At 64.4% G+C, this 18196-nt stretch carries 8 protein-coding genes and 2 riboswitches; of the genes, 4 read left to right on the forward strand and 4 right to left on the reverse strand.

Going from position 1 to position 18196, the window contains the following annotated elements; translation table 11 throughout:
* The 3 genes from M6689_RS12630 to M6689_RS12640 are packed head-to-tail and all read right to left on the reverse strand — an operon-like array spanning position 1 to position 12519.
* Complete coding sequence (locus M6689_RS12630) at positions 1–1992, reverse strand: right-handed parallel beta-helix repeat-containing protein (RefSeq protein WP_298272305.1); 1992 nt, start codon at positions 1990–1992, stop codon at positions 1–3.
* Positions 1983–7982: a fibronectin type III domain-containing protein gene (locus tag M6689_RS12635; protein WP_298272308.1), complete on the reverse strand. Its 6000-nt coding sequence runs from the start codon at positions 7980–7982 to the stop codon at positions 1983–1985. Before M6689_RS12635 ends, M6689_RS12630 begins: the two co-directional genes overlap by 10 nt.
* A gap of 40 nt (positions 7983–8022) precedes the next feature.
* Entirely contained in the window at positions 8023–12519 is a 4497-nt protein-coding gene (locus M6689_RS12640) for a CxxxxCH/CxxCH domain-containing protein (protein ID WP_298272310.1), read from the reverse strand.
* A 456-nt stretch (positions 12520–12975) separates the two neighbouring features.
* Positions 12976–13052, forward strand: a riboswitch (cyclic di-GMP riboswitch).
* 101 nt (positions 13053–13153) lie between these two features.
* A riboswitch (cyclic di-GMP riboswitch) is annotated at positions 13154–13229 on the forward strand.
* A gap of 174 nt (positions 13230–13403) precedes the next feature.
* Here M6689_RS12640 and M6689_RS12645 point away from each other — a divergent pair.
* Positions 13404–13838, forward strand: coding sequence for a cytochrome c (locus M6689_RS12645; protein ID WP_298272312.1), 435 nt, complete (start codon positions 13404–13406; stop codon positions 13836–13838).
* Between the two features lie 81 nt (positions 13839–13919).
* On the opposite strand, the gene M6689_RS12650 is transcribed toward M6689_RS12645, so the two are convergent.
* A complete protein-coding gene (locus M6689_RS12650; protein WP_298272315.1) occupies positions 13920–14933 on the reverse strand; it encodes a transglutaminase-like domain-containing protein in 1014 nt (337 codons plus the stop codon).
* Positions 14934–15048: 115 nt separating this feature from the next.
* Between M6689_RS12650 and M6689_RS12655 the strand changes: the two genes are divergently transcribed.
* The 3 genes from M6689_RS12655 (at position 15049) to M6689_RS12665 (ending at position 18114) form a co-directional block, all read left to right on the forward strand.
* On the forward strand, positions 15049–15942 hold the full coding sequence (locus tag M6689_RS12655) for a selenium metabolism-associated LysR family transcriptional regulator (RefSeq protein WP_298272317.1): 894 nt from the start codon (positions 15049–15051) through the stop codon (positions 15940–15942).
* Between the two features lie 9 nt (positions 15943–15951).
* The gene (locus M6689_RS12660) at positions 15952–17322 is read left to right on the forward strand and encodes a sigma-54 dependent transcriptional regulator (RefSeq protein WP_298272319.1); all 1371 of its coding nucleotides are present in this window, start codon (positions 15952–15954) and stop codon (positions 17320–17322) included.
* A gap of 258 nt (positions 17323–17580) precedes the next feature.
* The gene (locus M6689_RS12665) at positions 17581–18114 is read left to right on the forward strand and encodes a YbhB/YbcL family Raf kinase inhibitor-like protein (protein WP_298272322.1); all 534 of its coding nucleotides are present in this window, start codon (positions 17581–17583) and stop codon (positions 18112–18114) included.
* Positions 18115–18196 lie beyond the last annotated feature (82 nt).

An 18196-nucleotide genomic window follows, 5' to 3' on the forward strand; every position in this document is an offset into this window, starting at 1 on the left:
TCACTCACCTTTCCTCACCCCGGCCTCTTTCGGAGGGGCGGACAGGCGGGTAAGGTTTACCACTTCTCCCAGGGCGGGATCGCTTCGCCGGTCGAAGATCAGTTCCCGGATCGCGGCCTCGTCTGTTCGCCCCCACCAGTTGTCCCGCAGAACGACGTCGTAGGCCTGGCGTTCGCCGAGCTTGTAACTGTAACTCCTGTTGCCGCTCAGGTCGTTCCCGGTCACGATCGGGAGCATCTGCAGGGTGGGCTCGACCGAGTAACGTGCGGAGGAGAAGTCCACGCTGTTCTGCCCCGAAGGTACGAGAAAGATCCCCACGTCGTTGTCACGGATCACGTTGGCGGTTATCACCACCGGCCCTTCGAGCCGGTGATGCCGGATGCCGATGGTGTTGCCGGTTATCTCGTTGTGCTCGATGCGCATCTCCGCCCTACCGAAGCGGATCCCCTCCACGTTGCCGGTGAAGATCGAATCCCGGACCACGGCGCGCCCGAAATGGACCTGGAGGCCAGTGAAGGCGTGCTCGAAGCGGCAGTGCTCGACCACGCTCTCTTCTCCCGAGGCGAAGATGAGGAGATAGGACCAGTCGGCCGACCGCGGGTTCTGCTCCGCGGAGGTAAAGCGGATGATCCTCCCCGGTGTTCCCCGCGCCACAAGCCGCCCCAGCACCCGGAGCTCGCCGTCGCCGATGCCGTCGCCGTTACGGTCGATGCGGGCGAACCGGACCGTGGTCCCCGGCCGGATGGTGAGGGTCGCTCCCTGTTTCACGACGACCCGCCCCTCCACGAGGATATCCCCTTCCCAGACCGTGTCCCGTTCCAGAACCGTTTCGGCGAAGCGATGCCGCACGGCTCCGGCCGTCCCGGCATCGGCGGGGCCGCGGTCCTCGGCCATGACCCGCCCTACCGCCATGTCGGCCCCGGCCACTTGCCCGTCGAGGAGGACCATGTGGTCGACGTTCCCCGCATAGAGGCCGTAGCGCTCTCCCTTGCGGGGCGCCCCGCCGGCAAGTTCCCGGGCGACGAGGTAGTAGCTCCCCTTCTCCCGCAGCTTCAGGACGTACTCTCCCCGGGGGTCGGTCACCGCCATGGCCTCGGCCATGAGCCGCACGAAGTGCATCTGGAAGGGCTGGCCCGGGTCGGCCCGGTAAGCGGAAACGGTGAGGCCCGCCACCGGTTTCCCGTCAAGATCGGTCACCCGGCCGGCAATGGAGAGGGAGAGGGCCGCGGGTTCGTTCCTTTTCTCCCGAAACCGGACCAGTTGGGCGTTGGTGCGCCTTACCACCGCCCCCGGCTCCAGGAATCCCTGCAGGTCGTCGCGCGGATAGCAGGGGAGCTCGAAAGAAACCTCGGCGTTCTCACTCACCACGACGGGATTTCCGGGGGCGTAGCAGAAGAGGTCGCCCGTCTTGAGCGGCATTCCCGCCCTGCCGTCCATCCGTTTGCGGGCCACCACCAGGTACTCGCCGCTCTCCGGGGTAAAGAGGAAGCGGCCGTCGGCGCCGGTGGTCCGGGTGGCGAGTCCCATCCCCCGAAACGTTCCGTCCCGCAGCGGATAGAGAGAGACCCGGGCGCCGGAGACCGGCGCCCCCTTGAAGGTCACCCTCCCGGCAACGGCCGGAGCCTCCGCCTCCCGTGCGGAAAGCGCCGTCTTCGGGGTGGCGGTGAAGGGGAGCCAGATCCCTTCCTCGCCGATCCGCACCGGGTTGGCGCCGTGAAATGCAAAGAAGCTCCCCTGATCGTTCTTTCCCTCCGCCACCAGGTAATACTCGCCGGGGGGGAGTTCCAGCCGGTAGAAGCCCGGCTTTCCCCCCGCCGCGGAAACGGCGCGGGTGTTCGCTCCGCCCACGTCGTCGAGCCGGTCGTAAGCCCGGACCGTGGCACCCCGGAGGGGACCGTTCTCCGTGAGCACGACCCCCTCCACCACCGCAGCCGTTGCGGCTGCCGGGATGGCGGAAAGCAGGAGTGCGGCGATCAGGAGCCTCACGGACATGTGCCGTCACCCTGGACATAGGCGGGAGTGGTCACCGTCCCTTCGCTGTAGGGAGAGCTGTCCGTGCCGTTGAACGCCCTGATCCGGTAGCGGTAGATCTTCTGCGGCTCAAGGCCGACCGTGTCGGTGTAGGTAAGCGGAGTGGCCGGAACCGTCGCCACCGGGGCCCAGATCCCATTCCTGACCAGCACCTCGATTTCGTACCCCTGGGGTGTGTCGCAGGGGTTTGGCGCGCATTCGAGGGCCGACCAGTCAAGGCGGACCTTGAAGGCATTGAGGGGGGTCAGGGTCAGGTTCTGGTTGGCCAGCGCCGAGGTGGTGACGCAGACCTGGGGGCTCGGGGCCGATTCCCCGCCGCTGTTCACGGCCTTGACCTGGAAGCAGTACTGCGTATTTTCGGTCAGCCCGCTGCTGGTGGTGCCGGCGATGTTCGGCGTCGGTGACGTGCAGTCGATCCGCGGTACGGCATAGCCGCAGTATGAGGTGCCGTAGGTCGCCGCAACGTCGGCGATCTCGCTCCACGACCCGCCGCTCCCCGGCTTCTGCTCGACCTTGTAGTGGGTGGCGCCGGTAACCACGGGCCAGCTGACCGCGATCTCGGCGGAGGAGATGACCGCGGCCGTGGCCGTGGTGGCGGGAGGGGCGGTCGTCGCCGAACGCTCGTTGCTCGGCGCCGAAGTCCCCGAGGCGTTGACGACCCTGACCCGGTAGCCGTAGAGGGTACCCGCGGTGAGGCCGGTGTCGGAATAGGTCGTAACGTCCTGACCGACCGTGGTGAGCTGCGCCCAGGCGCCTCCCTCCACCTGGCGCTCGATGATGTAGGAGGTATTGCCGGAGATGTTGCTCCACGACAGATCGATCTTCGAGGCGGTGATCCCGGCAAGGGGGTCGAGCACCGGCAGCGACGTGACCTGGGACGTTTCGGCGCTGTAGTCGGAGTCGCCGCCGGAGCTGGTCGCCCGGATCCGGTAGTAGTAGACCGTATCGGGGGTGAGACCGCCGTGGGCATAGCTGGTGGCGTTCTCTCCGACCGTGATGGTGCTCCAGCTACCGCCGGCACCCGCCTTCCAGTCGAGCTTGTAGCTCGTCTCGCCATAGACGTTGTTCCAGGAGATGTTCAGCTGGGTGGTGGAGGCGGCGCTCACGCCGGAGATCGACGGTGCGGCGGGGAGGGTGGTGAGGGTCTGGGCGTTGCTCCAGGCCGAATTTCCTCCCGAATAGAGGTCGCGGACCACGAACTGATACGTGTAGCCCGTGGCGAGCCCCGTCCCGGAGTAGGTGGTCGTATCGGCCGGAAGGGTCGCTACGGTGGTCCATCCCCCCCATGCCCAGTCGTAGACCGCGTATTCCGGGTTGTCGGGATAACTTTGCAGGGTGCGCATCTGGACTTCGTACCCGGTATTCCCCGTTACGTTATTCCAGGAGAGATCGATCTGGCTCGTCGACGGGGACGTCGGGGCATTCAGGACCGGAGCGGGGAGCGGCGTGTACATGCACTGTTCGCCACTGTACGCCGGCGGTGGATTCCCCGGCAGCGTGCTGTAAGCCTTGACGCGGTAGCAGTACTGGCTCTGGAGCGCCAGCCCCGTGTCGGTGAAGGCGGTCGAATTGGCGGCCATGCCGATGGCCCCCGTCACCTCCCCCCAGGTGCCGCCGGTCCCAAGCTTCCGATCCAGGGTGTAGTTGGTCTCGCCCAGGATGTCGTTCCAGGAAACGGCAAGGGATGTCTCCGACGCCGGCGCGATGCTGACGGTCGGCGCAGTCAGCCAGCTCCAGGCGATGATCTCGTTGCTCGGCGCGGAGCTGTTCCCCGTGACGTTGGCGATGACGCGATAGCGATAGGCATAGCCGGCGGGAAGCCCGGTCCGCTGGTAGGTGGTGACGCCGGCCCCGACGGTGGTAAGCGTGTACCAGCCCCCCCACGCCCATGCCGTGTTGGCGGCGGTGCAGTAGGAGGTGTCGGAGCTGCCGCCGTCGTAGTTGCAGCCCGATTCCTGGATGGTGTATCCCGTCGCCCCCGCCACGGCGCTCCAGGAAAGGTCGATCTCGGTCGTGGCGGCGCCGGCGGCGCTCGACAGCGTCGGCGAGGTAAAAAGGGTCAAGGCCCCCTGCTCGTTGCCGTATGCCGAATCGCCCGCCGCGTTGGATGCCCGCAGCCGGTAGTAGTACTGGGTGTTCAGCATCAGACCGGAATCGTTGTAGGTCAGCACATCCTGCCCGGCGGTGCCGATCTGGGACCAAACCCCGCCGGCACCCTCCTTCCGGTCGATCTTGTAGCCGGTCTCGCCACTGACGTTGCTCCAGGTGAGCGTCACCTGGGAGTCGGTTATGCCGGTGGGGGCGTTCAGGGTGGGGGTTGCCGGGATGGTGGTGGCGGACGCTTCATTGCTGGCGCTGGAATAGCCCGAGGCGTTCTGCGAGCTGATCCGGTAGGTATAGAGGGTGCCGGCGGTCAGGCCGGTGTCGGAATAGGCGGCTACCCCCCCAGCGGTGGTGGCGAGGGTGCTCCATGAACCGGCCTCCACCTTCCGCTCGATCCGGTAGCCGGTGTTGTCGGCGACGTTGTTCCACGATAGGTCGATCCGGCTTGTCGATACCACATGGGGTGCCGCCAGGGTGGGTGCCGGAATGGTGGTAGTCACGCACGTTTCGATCCGCCGGGAGTTGATGCTCCCCACGTAGGCCTCGATCCGGTAGCAGTAGTTGGTGTCGGCGCCGAGGCCGCTGTCCTGGAACGTGGTGGTGCCGGATGCTCCGGTGTAGATGGGGGAGCCCCAGTCGGTGGTGGGTGTGGACGGCCCCGGCGCGCGCCAGATGCGAAACGAGGTACCGGCCGTATTTTCCCGCCACTCCAGGTTCACCCTGGTGTAGTCAGGCTGGGGAGTGGCGGTGAACGGCGCCGGGACCAGGATATAGGGATTGGTCTGCTTCAGCACCAGATAGTCGGCGTTGCCAGAGGCGTTCTTGGAGAAGCCGGCGATGAACGCCTCGCCCCGGTAGTTCACGGTGATCGCCTCCGCCTCGTCCTGGAGGCCGGTGGCGTCGTAGAGGACCGCCCCGAGGAAGGTCCCCTCGTGGTTGTAGATGAGGGAGAGGATGTCGGAGCTCGCGTCGTAGCTAACGTCGTAGTCGGGGCCGTTGCGGCTGTTGCCGGCGACGTAGATGTACCCGGAGGAGTCGACCGCCATGGCGGAGACGTAGTCTTCCTTGCCGGGGCGGTCGAAGTTGCGCTCCCAGATGACGGAGCCGTCGGCCTGGTTGTAGCGGATCAGGTGGAAATCGTGGTCGCCCGGCCCAGTCTCACTGGTGCCGGCCACGACGACCGCCCCGTCGATGGAGTCGATCTTCAGCGCCATCCCCTTGTCGTTGCCGTTGTTGGGACCATTGTACGACTTCTCCCAGATCCGCCTTTGGGTGGAGGAATCGGCGCCGTCATACTTGATGGTGTAGAAGTCGGTCGTTCCGCCGGCGTTTACGATGTAACCGGTGACGTAGACGTTACCGGCGGCGTCGACGGCAAGGGAGCGGGCATAGTCGTTGCCGTGGCCGGCGCCGTCGACGGTGTCGGACCAGACCAGGGCGCCGGTGGCGCCGCCGTACTTGGCGGTGAACCAGTCAGTGTCGCCGGCGGCGCTCACCGTATAGCCGGTGACGAAGATGTTCCCCGCCCCGTCCAGGGCGACGGCGGTGGGGTATTCGTTGCGGCCGCTGTCATAGACCGCCGGGACCCAGGGGCGGCTCCCGTCGGCGTTGTACTTGATGATGTAGATGTCGTCGTTGGCGGAGCTGTTCATCCCGTACCCGGCAACTACGATGCTCTTGGAGGCGTCCGTCGCCACTGCAATGGTGGAGGCCCGGTCGGACCCCTCCCGGCCGAACTGGTCGTTCCACTGTTCGGGAATGGGAGCAGTTGCCGGATACTTGAGCGTATATATCTCGTCGCTGTCCACCCCCCCGGCGCCGGAGAGGTAGGCGTTGCCGGAAACGACGACGTCGTTGTCGGGGAGCACCGCCACCGCCGTGGCCCGGTCCATGCCGCCGGAACCACTGTCGTAGCGGGCGGTCCACTTCACGGACTTGTCCGCCCGGTCCAGTTTGACCGTAAAGTAGTCGTTGGAATAGCTCCCCGGAACCCCCTCCTCCTCCAGGTTGCTGTAGCCGGTGACGACGGGGTGGTCATCGGGACCGACGGCGATGGCGGTTGCGTAATCCTCGTTGTTGTTGGGGCCGTTGTAGCTGTACGACCAGGCCGGGGTATCGTAGCTGACCACCTTGGTCAGGGCGTGGGCCTCGTCGCTGTAAGCCGAATTGCCGTTGCCGGCGTTGTAGGCCCGGACCCGGTAGTAATAGTAGTTGTTCGCCACGAGCCCCGTATCGTTGTACGTTGTGACGCCGGCCCCCACCGTGTTTATCTGGGACCAGACGCCGTCATCGCCCAGCTTGCGCTCGATCTTGAATCCGTCCTCGTTGCCGGAGTTGTCGGTCCAGGTGAGCTGGATGGCGGTGTTGGAGGTGGCCGAAGCCGCCAGATCGGTCGGCGCGTCCAGCGGGCCGAAATCATACACGAGGGCCACATAGTCGTAGTCAGCAGCACCGCCGGTCCAGGCATCGGACCACCCTGCAACGCAGACGTTGCCCGAGGGAGCGAGACCGATTCCCGCCGGCCGGTCGTTGCGGTGGGCGTCGCCGTCGTAACGCTTTTCCCAGAGGAGATTGCCGTTGTCCTTCTTGAGCTTCAGGGTAAGGATATCGTCGCTCACGGTGGTGACGCTGTAACCGGTCACGAAGACGCCGCCGGTCGCCCCCGCGCCTGCCGTGATGCCGACGGCGATATCGGCATTCTCGCCGGCGGAGTTGATTTTTTTCTCCCAGACGATTTCGCCGGTACTCCCAACGCGCCGGGCGACGTAGAAATCCTCGTGGCCGGCCAGGGTCCAGGTGTAGCCGGTCAGATAGACGTCTCCGTCCGCATCCGCGAAGAGAGCGGCCGGCTCGTCGTCGAACCCGCCGTTAAAGGTTTTCGCCCAGAGGGTCGCGCCGGTTGAGGCATCGTACCTGGCGGTGTAGATATCCTTGTCCATGTCGGTGGTGACGACGGCGACGACGATGATATTCCCCGAGGGGTCAAAGGCGACCGCCCTCCCCGCATCGGGGTGGGAGCCGGAGGATGAGTACCGCCACTCGTGCACCTTCGCGGCCGAAAGGTTGTACTGGACCGTCAGAGAGTCGAAGTCGCTTCCGTTCCACGACTCGCCGGTCGCGACAAAGCCCGAGGCATTGGCGGCGATGGCCTTGATCCGGTCCGGACCGTTGGCGGTTCCGTTGTAGATGACGGTGGCAGTCGGCGGGTTGGCCGGCCCGGAGGTGCTGTTGGCGTACTTCAGGACCAGGAAGTCGTCGTTGCCGCTGCCGTTCTGGGAGTAGCCGGCCACATAGACGAGGCCGTTGGCGTTATCGACGGCTATGGCGGTGGCGATGTCGTTTCCCCCCGCCGCGCCGGCGAAGGTGTCTTCCCAGACGACCGCCCCCGAGGAGCCATTGTACTTGATGGTGTGGATGTCGTAGTTTGTCCCGTTCCAGGCGTAGCCCGCGACGATGACGTCGCCGCCGGCGTCGGTCGCCACCGCAGCGATCCGGTCGCTCCCCCCCGCCATGTTGTAGGCGGCGCGCCAGGCGACGCTGCCGTCGGCGTTGATCTTCACCGTCCAGAAGTCGTCGTCGGTGGTGCCGGTAAGGTTCTGGTATCCCGCAACAATGACGTTGCCGGCGGCATCCACCGCCGAGGCCGTGGCTTCCTGCCGGCCGACCCTGGCGTCCCGGGTCGGAAAGGGGGATACCGGGTCCCCGCCGGCGGCCAGGACGACGGAGGCCGATGCAGCAAGGAGCATGATCAGGAGTAACCCCGAAACCAGGCAGAAAAACAGATAACGAGACCGGCGGCGAAGAAACGGATTCTCCACCACACCCCGGTTACTGACATTTGCGGTCATGGAGACTCCTCCGGATGTTTCTCGGTCAGTGCACATTACATCACCAGGGCGACACATCGTTCCACCTCTGATCGGTCGAATTGCCGTTGTGGCATGAGAGGCCGGTCCAGGTACCCCGTGGGAACCCTGTCCAGTTCCCGCAGCGCCAGCCGCTTCGGTTCGCGATCCCCCCCGACATCTGGCCGCCCCTGTGGTTCACGTCCATGCAGTTGGTCTGGAGCAGGCGCGGCAGGCCGGAGACGTGGGGCTGATGGCACTTCGAACATGGGTAGGAGTGCTCGTTGTTGGCTCCCCACCCCTGAACCGATTCATGAACGCGGTCAAGGGTCTTGAACGCGGTATTCTTGTTGACGCCGTCGGTCAGTTTCTCCTTCCGGTGGCAGTTGAGGCAGAGGCCGGCAAACTGGCTGTCGTTCTCCCTGATCCGGTTGCTGTTATTGTTGACGTCCGTGGACAGGGTATTCCGGTCGGACTTCCATGTGGGGGTCGCATAAATGCTCGTTCCGAGCCGCGGCTGCGCACCATCGTCCTGGTAGGGAGAACTGAGCCAGGTACCTTTCAGGAGCGGCACGCCGTAAGGCTGGTTGGAGCCGAGGGTCGGGGAAACGCCGTGGGGGTCGTGGCACGGGGTGCAGAGGCCGCCGATGGTCCCCGTGGCCGAGTAGTTGAGAAACTTCTGGGCCTTCAGGTGCCCGCCGACGATGGTTTTCCTGCCGTCGCGCTCCGCATGGCGGGCCGTCCCCCCCTTGGTCGTCTGGCCGAAACGGGACGTGTCCATATAGCCCATGACCGGCGCCGTCGCCCCGAAGGTGGAGCTGTAGCCCCATGGCGTGGTCACGCCGCCGGTGGCGGTCTCGTGACAGTCGAAACACTGGGCCGCGCCGGTATTGTACGGATTGGTCCCGGTGGAGTTGGCGACGGCCTTGTAGGTTACGTTGTAGCCCCCCTTCCCCTTCTGGGTCTCCTTGAGGTTGGCGCCGTTTCTGGTGCCGTTGAAGGTGACGTAGCCCGACGTGGTGCCGACCGCCTTGGAGCCGTGGGAGTTGTGGCAGTCGAAACACTGGACGTTCTGCGTTCCCGCATTGCCGCGCGTGATCGGGATGGCGGCGTCGTAACCGGTGGCGGCGCTCCATCCCCCCTTGTTGGCGACCGCGTTGCCGTGGGCGGAGAAGGCCTTGGTCACGGTGTCCTTCTTGTTGGCGTTGGGGTAGGTCGCGGAGTTGTACTTGCCCCAGCTCGTGGTGCCGGTCTGGGAATAGCGGGCCGCGATGCTCTGGCGGTCCCAGGCGTACTGGCGCGGCGTCTTGCAGTCGTCGAACGGCCTGGTGTCGTTGTTCTGGTCGCTGTGGCAGCCGAGACAGTGGTTGGTCACCTTGTTCACCTCGGCCCGCTCGTCCCCCGTGCCGACGTTGGCGGCGAGGAACTGGACGGCGGTCGTCGTGTTGTAGAACATAGGTCTCAGGCCGGGCTTCCAGACCACCAGGTCGACCTTGGCGTTCTTGACCGAGGTGTAGTTCTTGTAGTCGTATCCTTCGTGGTACTGGCGGTTGATCAGCCCTTCAGGCGTCGCCTCCCAGTGGCAGGCATAGCAGTGCCGGTTGTTGACATCCACCCCCTGGACGTGGTGGGAGTTGGCCTTCATCTGCCCCATGACGTCCATCCGCTTGCCGATCGACCCGGAATGACATTTGGTGCAGTCGCGCGGCAGGCCGAAGGCGGTATGCTTGGGGACCGGTTTTTTGTTGGTGTGGCAGCTGTCGCACGCCTGCTTGTTGGCGTGGCTGTCGGCGAAGCGGTGCTCGTGGCAACCGGTGCAGACCCGTCCGAGGTTGTGGGAGTCGCCGCCATCCTTTGTGTAGTGCCTGCTGTTGGTCGAATGGCAGACGTTGCAGATGCCGTTGATGGGGAGATCCGGGTTCTGCGGGTCTTTGATCCGGACGTAATCGCTGCCGCTCACCTTCTGGGTGAAGACTACGGGAGCAAGGGACTGTGGGACCCCCTGACGGCCATCGGTGGTGGTGGCGACCTTGTCGTGGATCATGTAGATGTTGCTGTCGCCGTGGGGGTCGTGGCAGTTCCAGCAGAATTTGCCCCCTTTCCAGACGCCGCTCTGCTCATAGGCCCGGAAATGCTTGTAGCCGAAATGGCTGGCCGAGGCCCGCGCTTGCTTGGGCTTGATCAGGCGGGTCCCCTCCATTTTCGGATCGAAGCCGAGCGAATACTTGTCGGGATTGTCTGCCGGGGGGGTGTGGCAGCTCGTGCACTGGCCGCCGCTGTCGTCGTCGTGGCACTGAAGACAGACCCCCATCATGACGTACTGGTTCTTGACGTCATCCTTCTCCGCCGGGGTCCAGAAGCGGGTGCTGCCGGTCTTGTGGATGGTGGCGTCGTCTGTGTGGCAGGAAGCCACGCAACTCGTGGAATCGCCGGCATAGGGTCCGTGATTCCGGGTGAAGCGCTGGGCACTGGTGATATTGGCCAGCTGCGGCGCCAGGGATTCGGCGGCATTGTGACACCCCCGGCACTCGTAATCCTTACCTTCCATATGGCAATAGACGCATTCCTTATCGAAGCGCCGTTCGAACTGGGGATGCCTGCGCAGGCGGAAGCGGTTGCTCGTGTAGTTGTGCAGGACGTTGTTGTCGTGGCAGTACCAGCACGGATTGCCGGGAAAATTGGCGGCCGGGTTCCCCGACGCGGGGTAGCGGCCGGACGACGAGTAGCGGCCGTGCCCCGCCGTGTACCACTGGGTCATGTTGATCTTGGCCCGCACCCCGTTGTTGAAGCCGCCGTAATCGTCCACGTCTGCCCCGGACGTGCCGTGGCACCCCAGGCAGGTGACGGCGCTGCTGACCGAGCCCCCCCAGACCGGGTCGGTCCCCCCGGTGTGGCACTTGGTGTTGGAGCAGGTCTTGGAGACCGGGTTGTAGGTGCCGCCATCCCTGAAGACCACATCCTTGGTCTTGTTGACGTGGTAGGCGCCGTTCAGGTGGGACGACTCCCCCATGCTCCCGCTTGGGATACTGCTGTTGTGACAGGAGGCGCAATCCCCGATGACGGTGGCGGCATGGCAATTGTCGCAGGTGAAATTGGTTTCCGAATGGCGGGGATGGGAGTTGGCGCGGGGAGTGCCGGCCCCCTGGTTGGCAAACATCGGCATCGCCTCCATCCATTCCTGGCCCGGAGGGAAGGCGTAGGAGCCGAGGGTGCCGAAACGGGCGGGAAGGGTCCACTCCTTCCCGTTTTCCATCCGCCCGTCATGACAACCGGTGTTCGAGCAGGCACCCCGCGGGTGGCCGTGACAGTCGTTGCAGCCGGCCTTGGAGGCGGTCCAGGGGAAGGCGCGGACGGTTTCGGGATCGGTGGTGCCGTCGCTGTGGCAGTAGACGTTGGAACAGACCTTGGTCGCCGGATCGTAGGACGCCTCGTCCCGGCCGACGATGTTCCACTGGGGCGCCATCTTCACGTCCTTCGTGCCGTTCACGTGCTTCGTGGTGTCGATGATGTTCCCCGCCGCATCGGTGGTGGCGCTGTGGCAGTAATAGCAGGGGTACTTCCGGATCCAGTGGGACCCCACCAGCTTGTTGTGGCCGTTGCTGCTCATGTTGAGATAGGGGGTGCATTTCGATTTGCCGCTGTCCCACACACCTCCCACGCTGGTGCAGTTCGCCTCGGTGCTGTCGGAGGTCTGGCCGCGATGACACGAATAGCACTTCATGGTTCCCGAATCGGACCACAGCGCCGTGATGAACGGTGCGCCGCCCCGGCCGTCGCTGTGGCAGTAAAGGTCGCTGCAGGTTCCGTTGCGGGTCGTGCTCTGGCTCGGCAGGTAAGAGGGATAGGTAACTGTTCCGCTGTAAGTGCCGCCGCTGTTCGGCGCTTTCGTGAACCGGACGGTGAGGGAGCGCCTGCCGGCCGTGGTGGCATGGCCGAAGGGTGCCGGCTCAGTCGTGTGATCGGTATGGCAGAATCCGCAGCTCCCGGTGCCGGTTCCGAGGTAATCACCGTGCTTCTTGCCGGGCCCCGAGGCAGCCGGATGGTTTCCGTCATTGGGCGCAGCCCCGTGACACGTGGCGCAACCGCCGGGGGCGGCAAGAGGAGCCGTGCCCCACGCCGGCGTCTCCGCCTCGAAATGGCAGTTTACGTTGCTGCAGGTGCCGGGAGAAGAGTTCGGGGTCTGGAGAAAAGCGGAGGACTGATTGCGGTAGGTGGCGGCAAGGGGAGACGTGTTGATATTCGCGGAGAGCTTGATTTTCCCGTCCCGGTGGGACGGGGTGTAAGAGGAACTGCCGGGATGGCACCTGGCGCAGGCGGAAGGGGTGGCGGCGGCCTCCATGTGGGTGCGGTGGCTCCCCACCATACCGCCGCTGGAAACGTTTCTGAACGGAGCATCAACCGGCCGGTAGTCGACGGGACTTCGAGACCCGTGACAGTCATAACACTGGATGGCTGCTTCACTGGCGCCCTGCGGCACCAGCATGAAAATCATAACCAGCCACGGAGCCATGCGCCGCCACCGGCGCCCAACGCTTTCCATACGCCCTCCGTTCACAACATTCCATGCCAGCATTTCATCATCCCGGGTCATCGAAGCAATATTGGCTACGCGAAATGGCCGGCTCGTTCTGCCGTTCTTATCATTCACCGACCATAAAGTCAGGAATTTACCGCGCGCGGAATTACGAAAAGTGCAAACAAAGAGAGGGAATGCATCTATTAGGCCAAACTTAACAATTCCGGCACATGTTTATACGACACAGGGAGCGACTAAGCAGTGCAATCACCAGTAATACAAGGCAAACTCGCCCGGAGGGATGCCGCCTTCGGAACCACACTGCAGGAAATCGAGGTCGACACCCTTGTCGCCTACGTAACCAGCCTGAAAAAGTAACACTTTCGGCCTGATTGTTTCGTGGCGCGAAAAAATGAATTGACATTTAATTACACTCCTGATACAAAAACGCATCTCTACATAGGAACCTTGCGTTCCTGATAGCGATACTACTAAACCATCCGCGAGGATGGGGCGGAAAGCCCAAAGGGTCTCACGCAGACAGCCGGGTTGCCGAACTATCACCACCAGATAGCGCGGCGGCCCGGCTTTTTCCATTTCAACGCCACCAGGAGCGCATTTCCCGCCCCGCGGCCGACGAGGCTTCAGGGCGGGGGGATAGCGATACTACTAAACCATCCGCGAGGATGGGGCGGAAAGCCCACGGGTCTCACGCAGACAGCCGGGTTGCCGAACTATCAACCACCAGATAGCGCGGCAGCCCGGTTTTTTCGTTTCTGGAGGAGGTGAAAGCGAATAACACGGGGAAAGGGGGTGACTCCGGAGACCGTCCCTTGCGGGACGGAAAAGACACGGAAGGACTATTTCCAAAAACAAGCGACTGAATTCAAGAATTCAAGGAGGAAACCATGAAATTCAGAACCATAGCAGCAAACGGGATACTCACCCTGACCCTGGCGGCCGGCACGATAGGCGGCCACGGCAGCGCCAGCGGCAGCACGGCCCTCCAGGACGCGGGGCGCCTGCAGGCCCCAAATCTGAGGGAAGGACTCTCAACCGCCGGAGCAACGGCAAACGATGCGATCTCTACGACCCCCTCGCTTCCCCAGCCGGCTCGAAGCAATCGGGGCGCCAGATCGGTCGCCATGAGGTCGGGACACGTGGACGGTGCATCCCTCTATTACACCAGCAACTGCGCCAGCTGCCACGGCAAGATGGCCAACATGAGGGGGGCGACCGCCGAGATGATCCAGTCCGCCATCGACAACAACGTGGGGGGAATGGGGTTCCATGTCACCCTCTCCCCGGAAGAAATCAACTCCATCGCGGACGCTCTCAAGTAATCCCTTCATCCCAAAGGGAAAGGGGGGCCGCGCGCCCCCTTTCCTTTCTCTCCTTCGTTTGCGGAGGCGGTCCGCCGCCTCCTATTTTTCCCGATACGTGATCGTGTAACGAAAGCTCTCCGGATCGTAGGAATCGAGCGCCTTCCCTCCCACTTCGGCGTAGGGATAGCCGAAGGTGTTGAGCGGCTGGCCCGCCTGGGGCGGGTTGAGGATCACGTCGCGCCCCACGGCGATCCTGATCCGGTACGGGTCGATCCCCCCCCAGAAGTAATCGCGCAGCTCCTTCGTCCGGGGGTCCTCCGGCTTCAGCTTCTCCACCAGCATCGCCTTGCGCACGTCGGCGGGGTCCACCGGCACCCAGCCGTAGCCGGGGAGAAAGAACTCCGCCCAGCAGTGCTGCCAGCCGGTGATATCCTCGCTCTCCTTCTTGCCGAGACGAATGCCGAAGATCTCCCGCGCCGGCACGCCGGCCGCGCGGCAGAGGGCCACGTAGACCGAGGAGATGTCGGTGCACTTCCCCCCCGGCTTCCGGAGGAGGAAACAGACATCCCCCCTGCCGCACCCGATGGTCTCCGGATCGCGGTACATGTTCTCGCAGGTCCAGTCGTAGATGGCCTTCGCCTTCTCCAGCACCGTCGTCTTCCCCCCGGTGATGCGGTCGGCCAGCTTCTTCACCTCACCGTCGACGGGGCCAAGGCTCGTGGCGGTAAGGTACCGGCGGTAATCCGTGGGGTCCCACGCCCCTTCCTTCTGCGGAAAGTCGCGGCGGATCACCTCCTGCCGTTCGGCGGCAAAGGAGAGGGTCAGCTTGCGACTCCTGGCGGTCTCCGGCCAGCGGGCGTAGAGGATGGGGGTGCCATTGGCCCGGTCGGTGTAGACGGCGGATTCGGCGTAATCGCCCGATACCTTCACGGCGGTGATGGACTGGTCGGTGTCGGAGACCGGATAGGGAAGCCAGAGCCTCGCCTCCTTCCCCCCCTCCCGGGCGGACAGATCCACCTCCACTGTTACGACGCCTCCCCGGCTCTTGGCCCAGGCGGCAGTGGACAGAACGATGCCGATCAGCATCGCCGTGAGAAACAACAACTTCTTCATGAAACCTCCTCGTCATCTGAAACAAACAGGTGAATTATTAATGATTTGACAGAGACCGGTCAAATTGATATTTTTCATCAAACAGATTGCTCCTATCGAAACTAGCGATACCACCATGAATCTCAAACAACTGGAAGTCTTTCTGGCGGTGGCCGACAGCGGCAGTTTCTCCCGCGGCGCCGAGGCGACCTTTATCACCCAGTCCACCGTGAGCCAGCACATTGCCGCCCTGGAGAACGAGCTCGGGGTAAAACTGCTGGACCGGACAAGCCGGGGAGCGCTCCTCACCGAAGGGGGAAAGCTGTTTCTCGAACACGCCCGGCGGGTGGTGTCTGACACCCGGGAGATCGAGCGCACCATGCGCCGCTTCCGGGGGGTCGAAGAAGCGGCGCTCAGGGTTGGCGGCAGCACCATCCCGGGCGACTACCTGATCCCGGAGTCGCTCCCCCACTTCTTCGACCGCTACCCCGGCATCTCCCTCACCCTGCTGCAGGGTGACAGCCGGGAGACCGTCAACCGGCTCATTCGGGAAGAGATCGAGATCGGGGTGGTGGGGAGCCGCTTCGAGGAGGAGGGAATAACCTTCACCCCCTTCGGCCGCGACGAGATACGGCTGGTGGCCCGTCCGGACCACCCGCTGGCGGGGGGGGGCGCTGTTGCCCCGGCCGAGCTCGGAGGGCTGGAGTTCATCGTGCGCGAGGCCGGGTCTGGTACGGGACGTGCGGTTGCCGAGGCCCTGAGAGCGGCCGGCATCCTCCCCGAGAGTCTGCGGGTCAGGGCCTGCCTCGGCAGCACCGAGGCGGTCAAGCGGGCCGTTGCCGGCGGGCTGGGAGTGGCGTTTCTTTCCGAGATCTCGATCCGCAGGGAACTGGCACGGGGGGAACTGGCGGTGATTGCGGTGAGAAAGCTGAATATCTCCCGCCCCTTCTGCCTGGCTGAACGGGCGGGGCGGGAGCTTTCGCCCGCGGCACGGGCCTTCGCCGAATTGATGCAGGAAAGGTACAGGTAGGGGCAACCCATGGAAAAGATTCTCATAATAGACGACGAGGCGTTCATCCGCGAGAACGTGGAGCGGATCCTCACGGAGGAGGGGTACCAGGTCCTGGCGGCGGCAACCGGGGCACAGGCCCGCCAGCTCGTCTCCGAGGAAGACGTGGACCTGGTGCTGCTCGACCTGAACCTCGGGACGGAAGACGGGCTGGAGGTGCTCAAGGAGCTGAAACGGATCGATCCGGAGTTGCTGGTGATCATCGTCACCGGCTTCGGCTCGGTGGAGAGCGCCGTCGACGCCCTCAAGCTCGGGGCCTACCACTACATGAAGAAGCCGTTCAAGGCCGATGCCCTGCGGGTCATCGTGAAGCTGGCCCTCCAGACCCAGACGCTGCGGCGCGAGGTGCGCAACCTCCGCAAGGGGGACCTGACCGAGTTCGAGAACGTACCGCTGGTAGGGGCCGGAGCGGGACTGAAGGAGATCATCCGCCAGGTGAGGGAGGTGGCCCGCTCCCCCGTCTCCACCGTCCTCATCACCGGCGAGTCGGGGACCGGAAAGGAACTGGTCGCACGCACCATCCACCACCTCTCCGCCCGGCGCGAGGCGCCGTTCATCGAGATCAACTGCGCCTCCATGCCGGTGAATCTTCTGGAGAGCGAGCTCTTCGGCCACGAAAAGGGGGCCTTCACCGATGCCGGCCACCGGAAGCCGGGACTCTTCGAGGAGGCCAACAAGGGGACCATCTTTCTCGACGAAATCGGGGAGATGGACATCTCCATCCAGGCGAAGCTCTTGCGGGTCCTGGAGGACCGCAGGATCCGCCGCGTGGGGGGAACGCGCAACATCGAGATCGACGTCCGGGTCGTTGCCGCCACCAACCGCAACCTCCGGGACGGGATCAGGGAAGGGAGCTTCCGTGAGGACCTCTTCTACCGCCTCAACGTCTTTCCGGTCCATATCCCGCCGCTGCGCGAGCGACGGGAGGATATCCCGGTCCTGGTGAAGTACTACCTGGACCGCTACAGCCGGAGCTTCTCCCGCTCGTTCCAGGAGATCTCGCCGGAGGCCCTGGCGATCCTCGAACACTATCCGTGGCCCGGCAACATCCGGGAGCTCAAGAACACCATCGAGCGGACCTGCATCATGTACGACGGCCCGACGCTCCTCCCCGCACACCTCCCCCGCGAGATAAGCCCGGCCGGCGCACCGGAGCGTGCGGTCCCCGCCACGGTCGAGGCCGACCTGTCGCTGGGTCTCGAAGCCGCCACCGACCGCTACGAGCGACAACTGATCGAAGCGGCCCTGGCCACGACCGGCTACAACGTCCTCCAGGCGGCCCAACTCCTCAGGATCCCCCGCGGCACCCTCCGCTACAAGATGGCGCGGCACGGGCTGTGATCAGGGCTTCACGGCCAGGAGGCCGCTGGTGAAGATCGCCGCGTACTGCCGGATCAGCTCCTTCCGCTGCGGCCTTTTGTCGTTTCTGCAGCCGGGAAATCCTCCAATCTTCCCCGCCCCTTTGCCACCCTCCGTCTCCGCGCTATACTTTCCTCAGACAACGGCCTGACATAACTCCCCCACCCCCCCTTGACTCAAGAGGGGTGAAGAGCTCTGCACTGCCGGTTAGTGCTGCATTCGGAGGAAAGGGGAAAAACGATGGGAACGCGCATCATGCTGGTGTGGCTGCTGGCGGGATTGTTCGTGGCGCCGCTGCCGGCAATCGGAAAGGAGGCACGCAGAATGAGCGAACTGCAGATTTCGAGTCCGGCATTTGCCCACCACGGAACGATCCCGGCCCGCTTCACGTGCGACGGAGTCGATGTGAACCCGCCGCTGGTGCTAGGCACCGTACCGGCCGGCACCCGCTCCCTCGCCCTTGTCGTCGACGATCCGGACGCCCCGGTGGGGATGTGGGTCCATTGGGTGATGTGGAACATTCCGCCCGAGACGCGGGAAATCGGGGATAACAGCGTCCCGGCCGGCGCCGTCCAGGGGGTGAACGACTGGAAGCGCAACCGTTACGGCGGCCCCTGCCCCCCGTCGGGGACCCACCGCTACTTCTTCAAGCTCTACGCCCTCGACACCACGCTGACGCTTCCCCCCTCCACCACCAAGGTCGCCCTGGAACGGGCCATGGAGGGACACATCCTGGCGCGGGGCGAGCTGCAGGGGAGCTATCGCAGGCACTGACGGGAGATCACCTGAATCCGGAAAGCCCGCCGGAGCGAATGTGCCCTGTTTCGCAGCCGAACCGGGCTCAGGGATTCACTCT

This window comes from Geobacter sp. (assembly GCF_027327745.1).
In the GTDB taxonomy this organism is placed as follows: Bacteria; Desulfobacterota; Desulfuromonadia; order Geobacterales; family Geobacteraceae; genus Geobacter.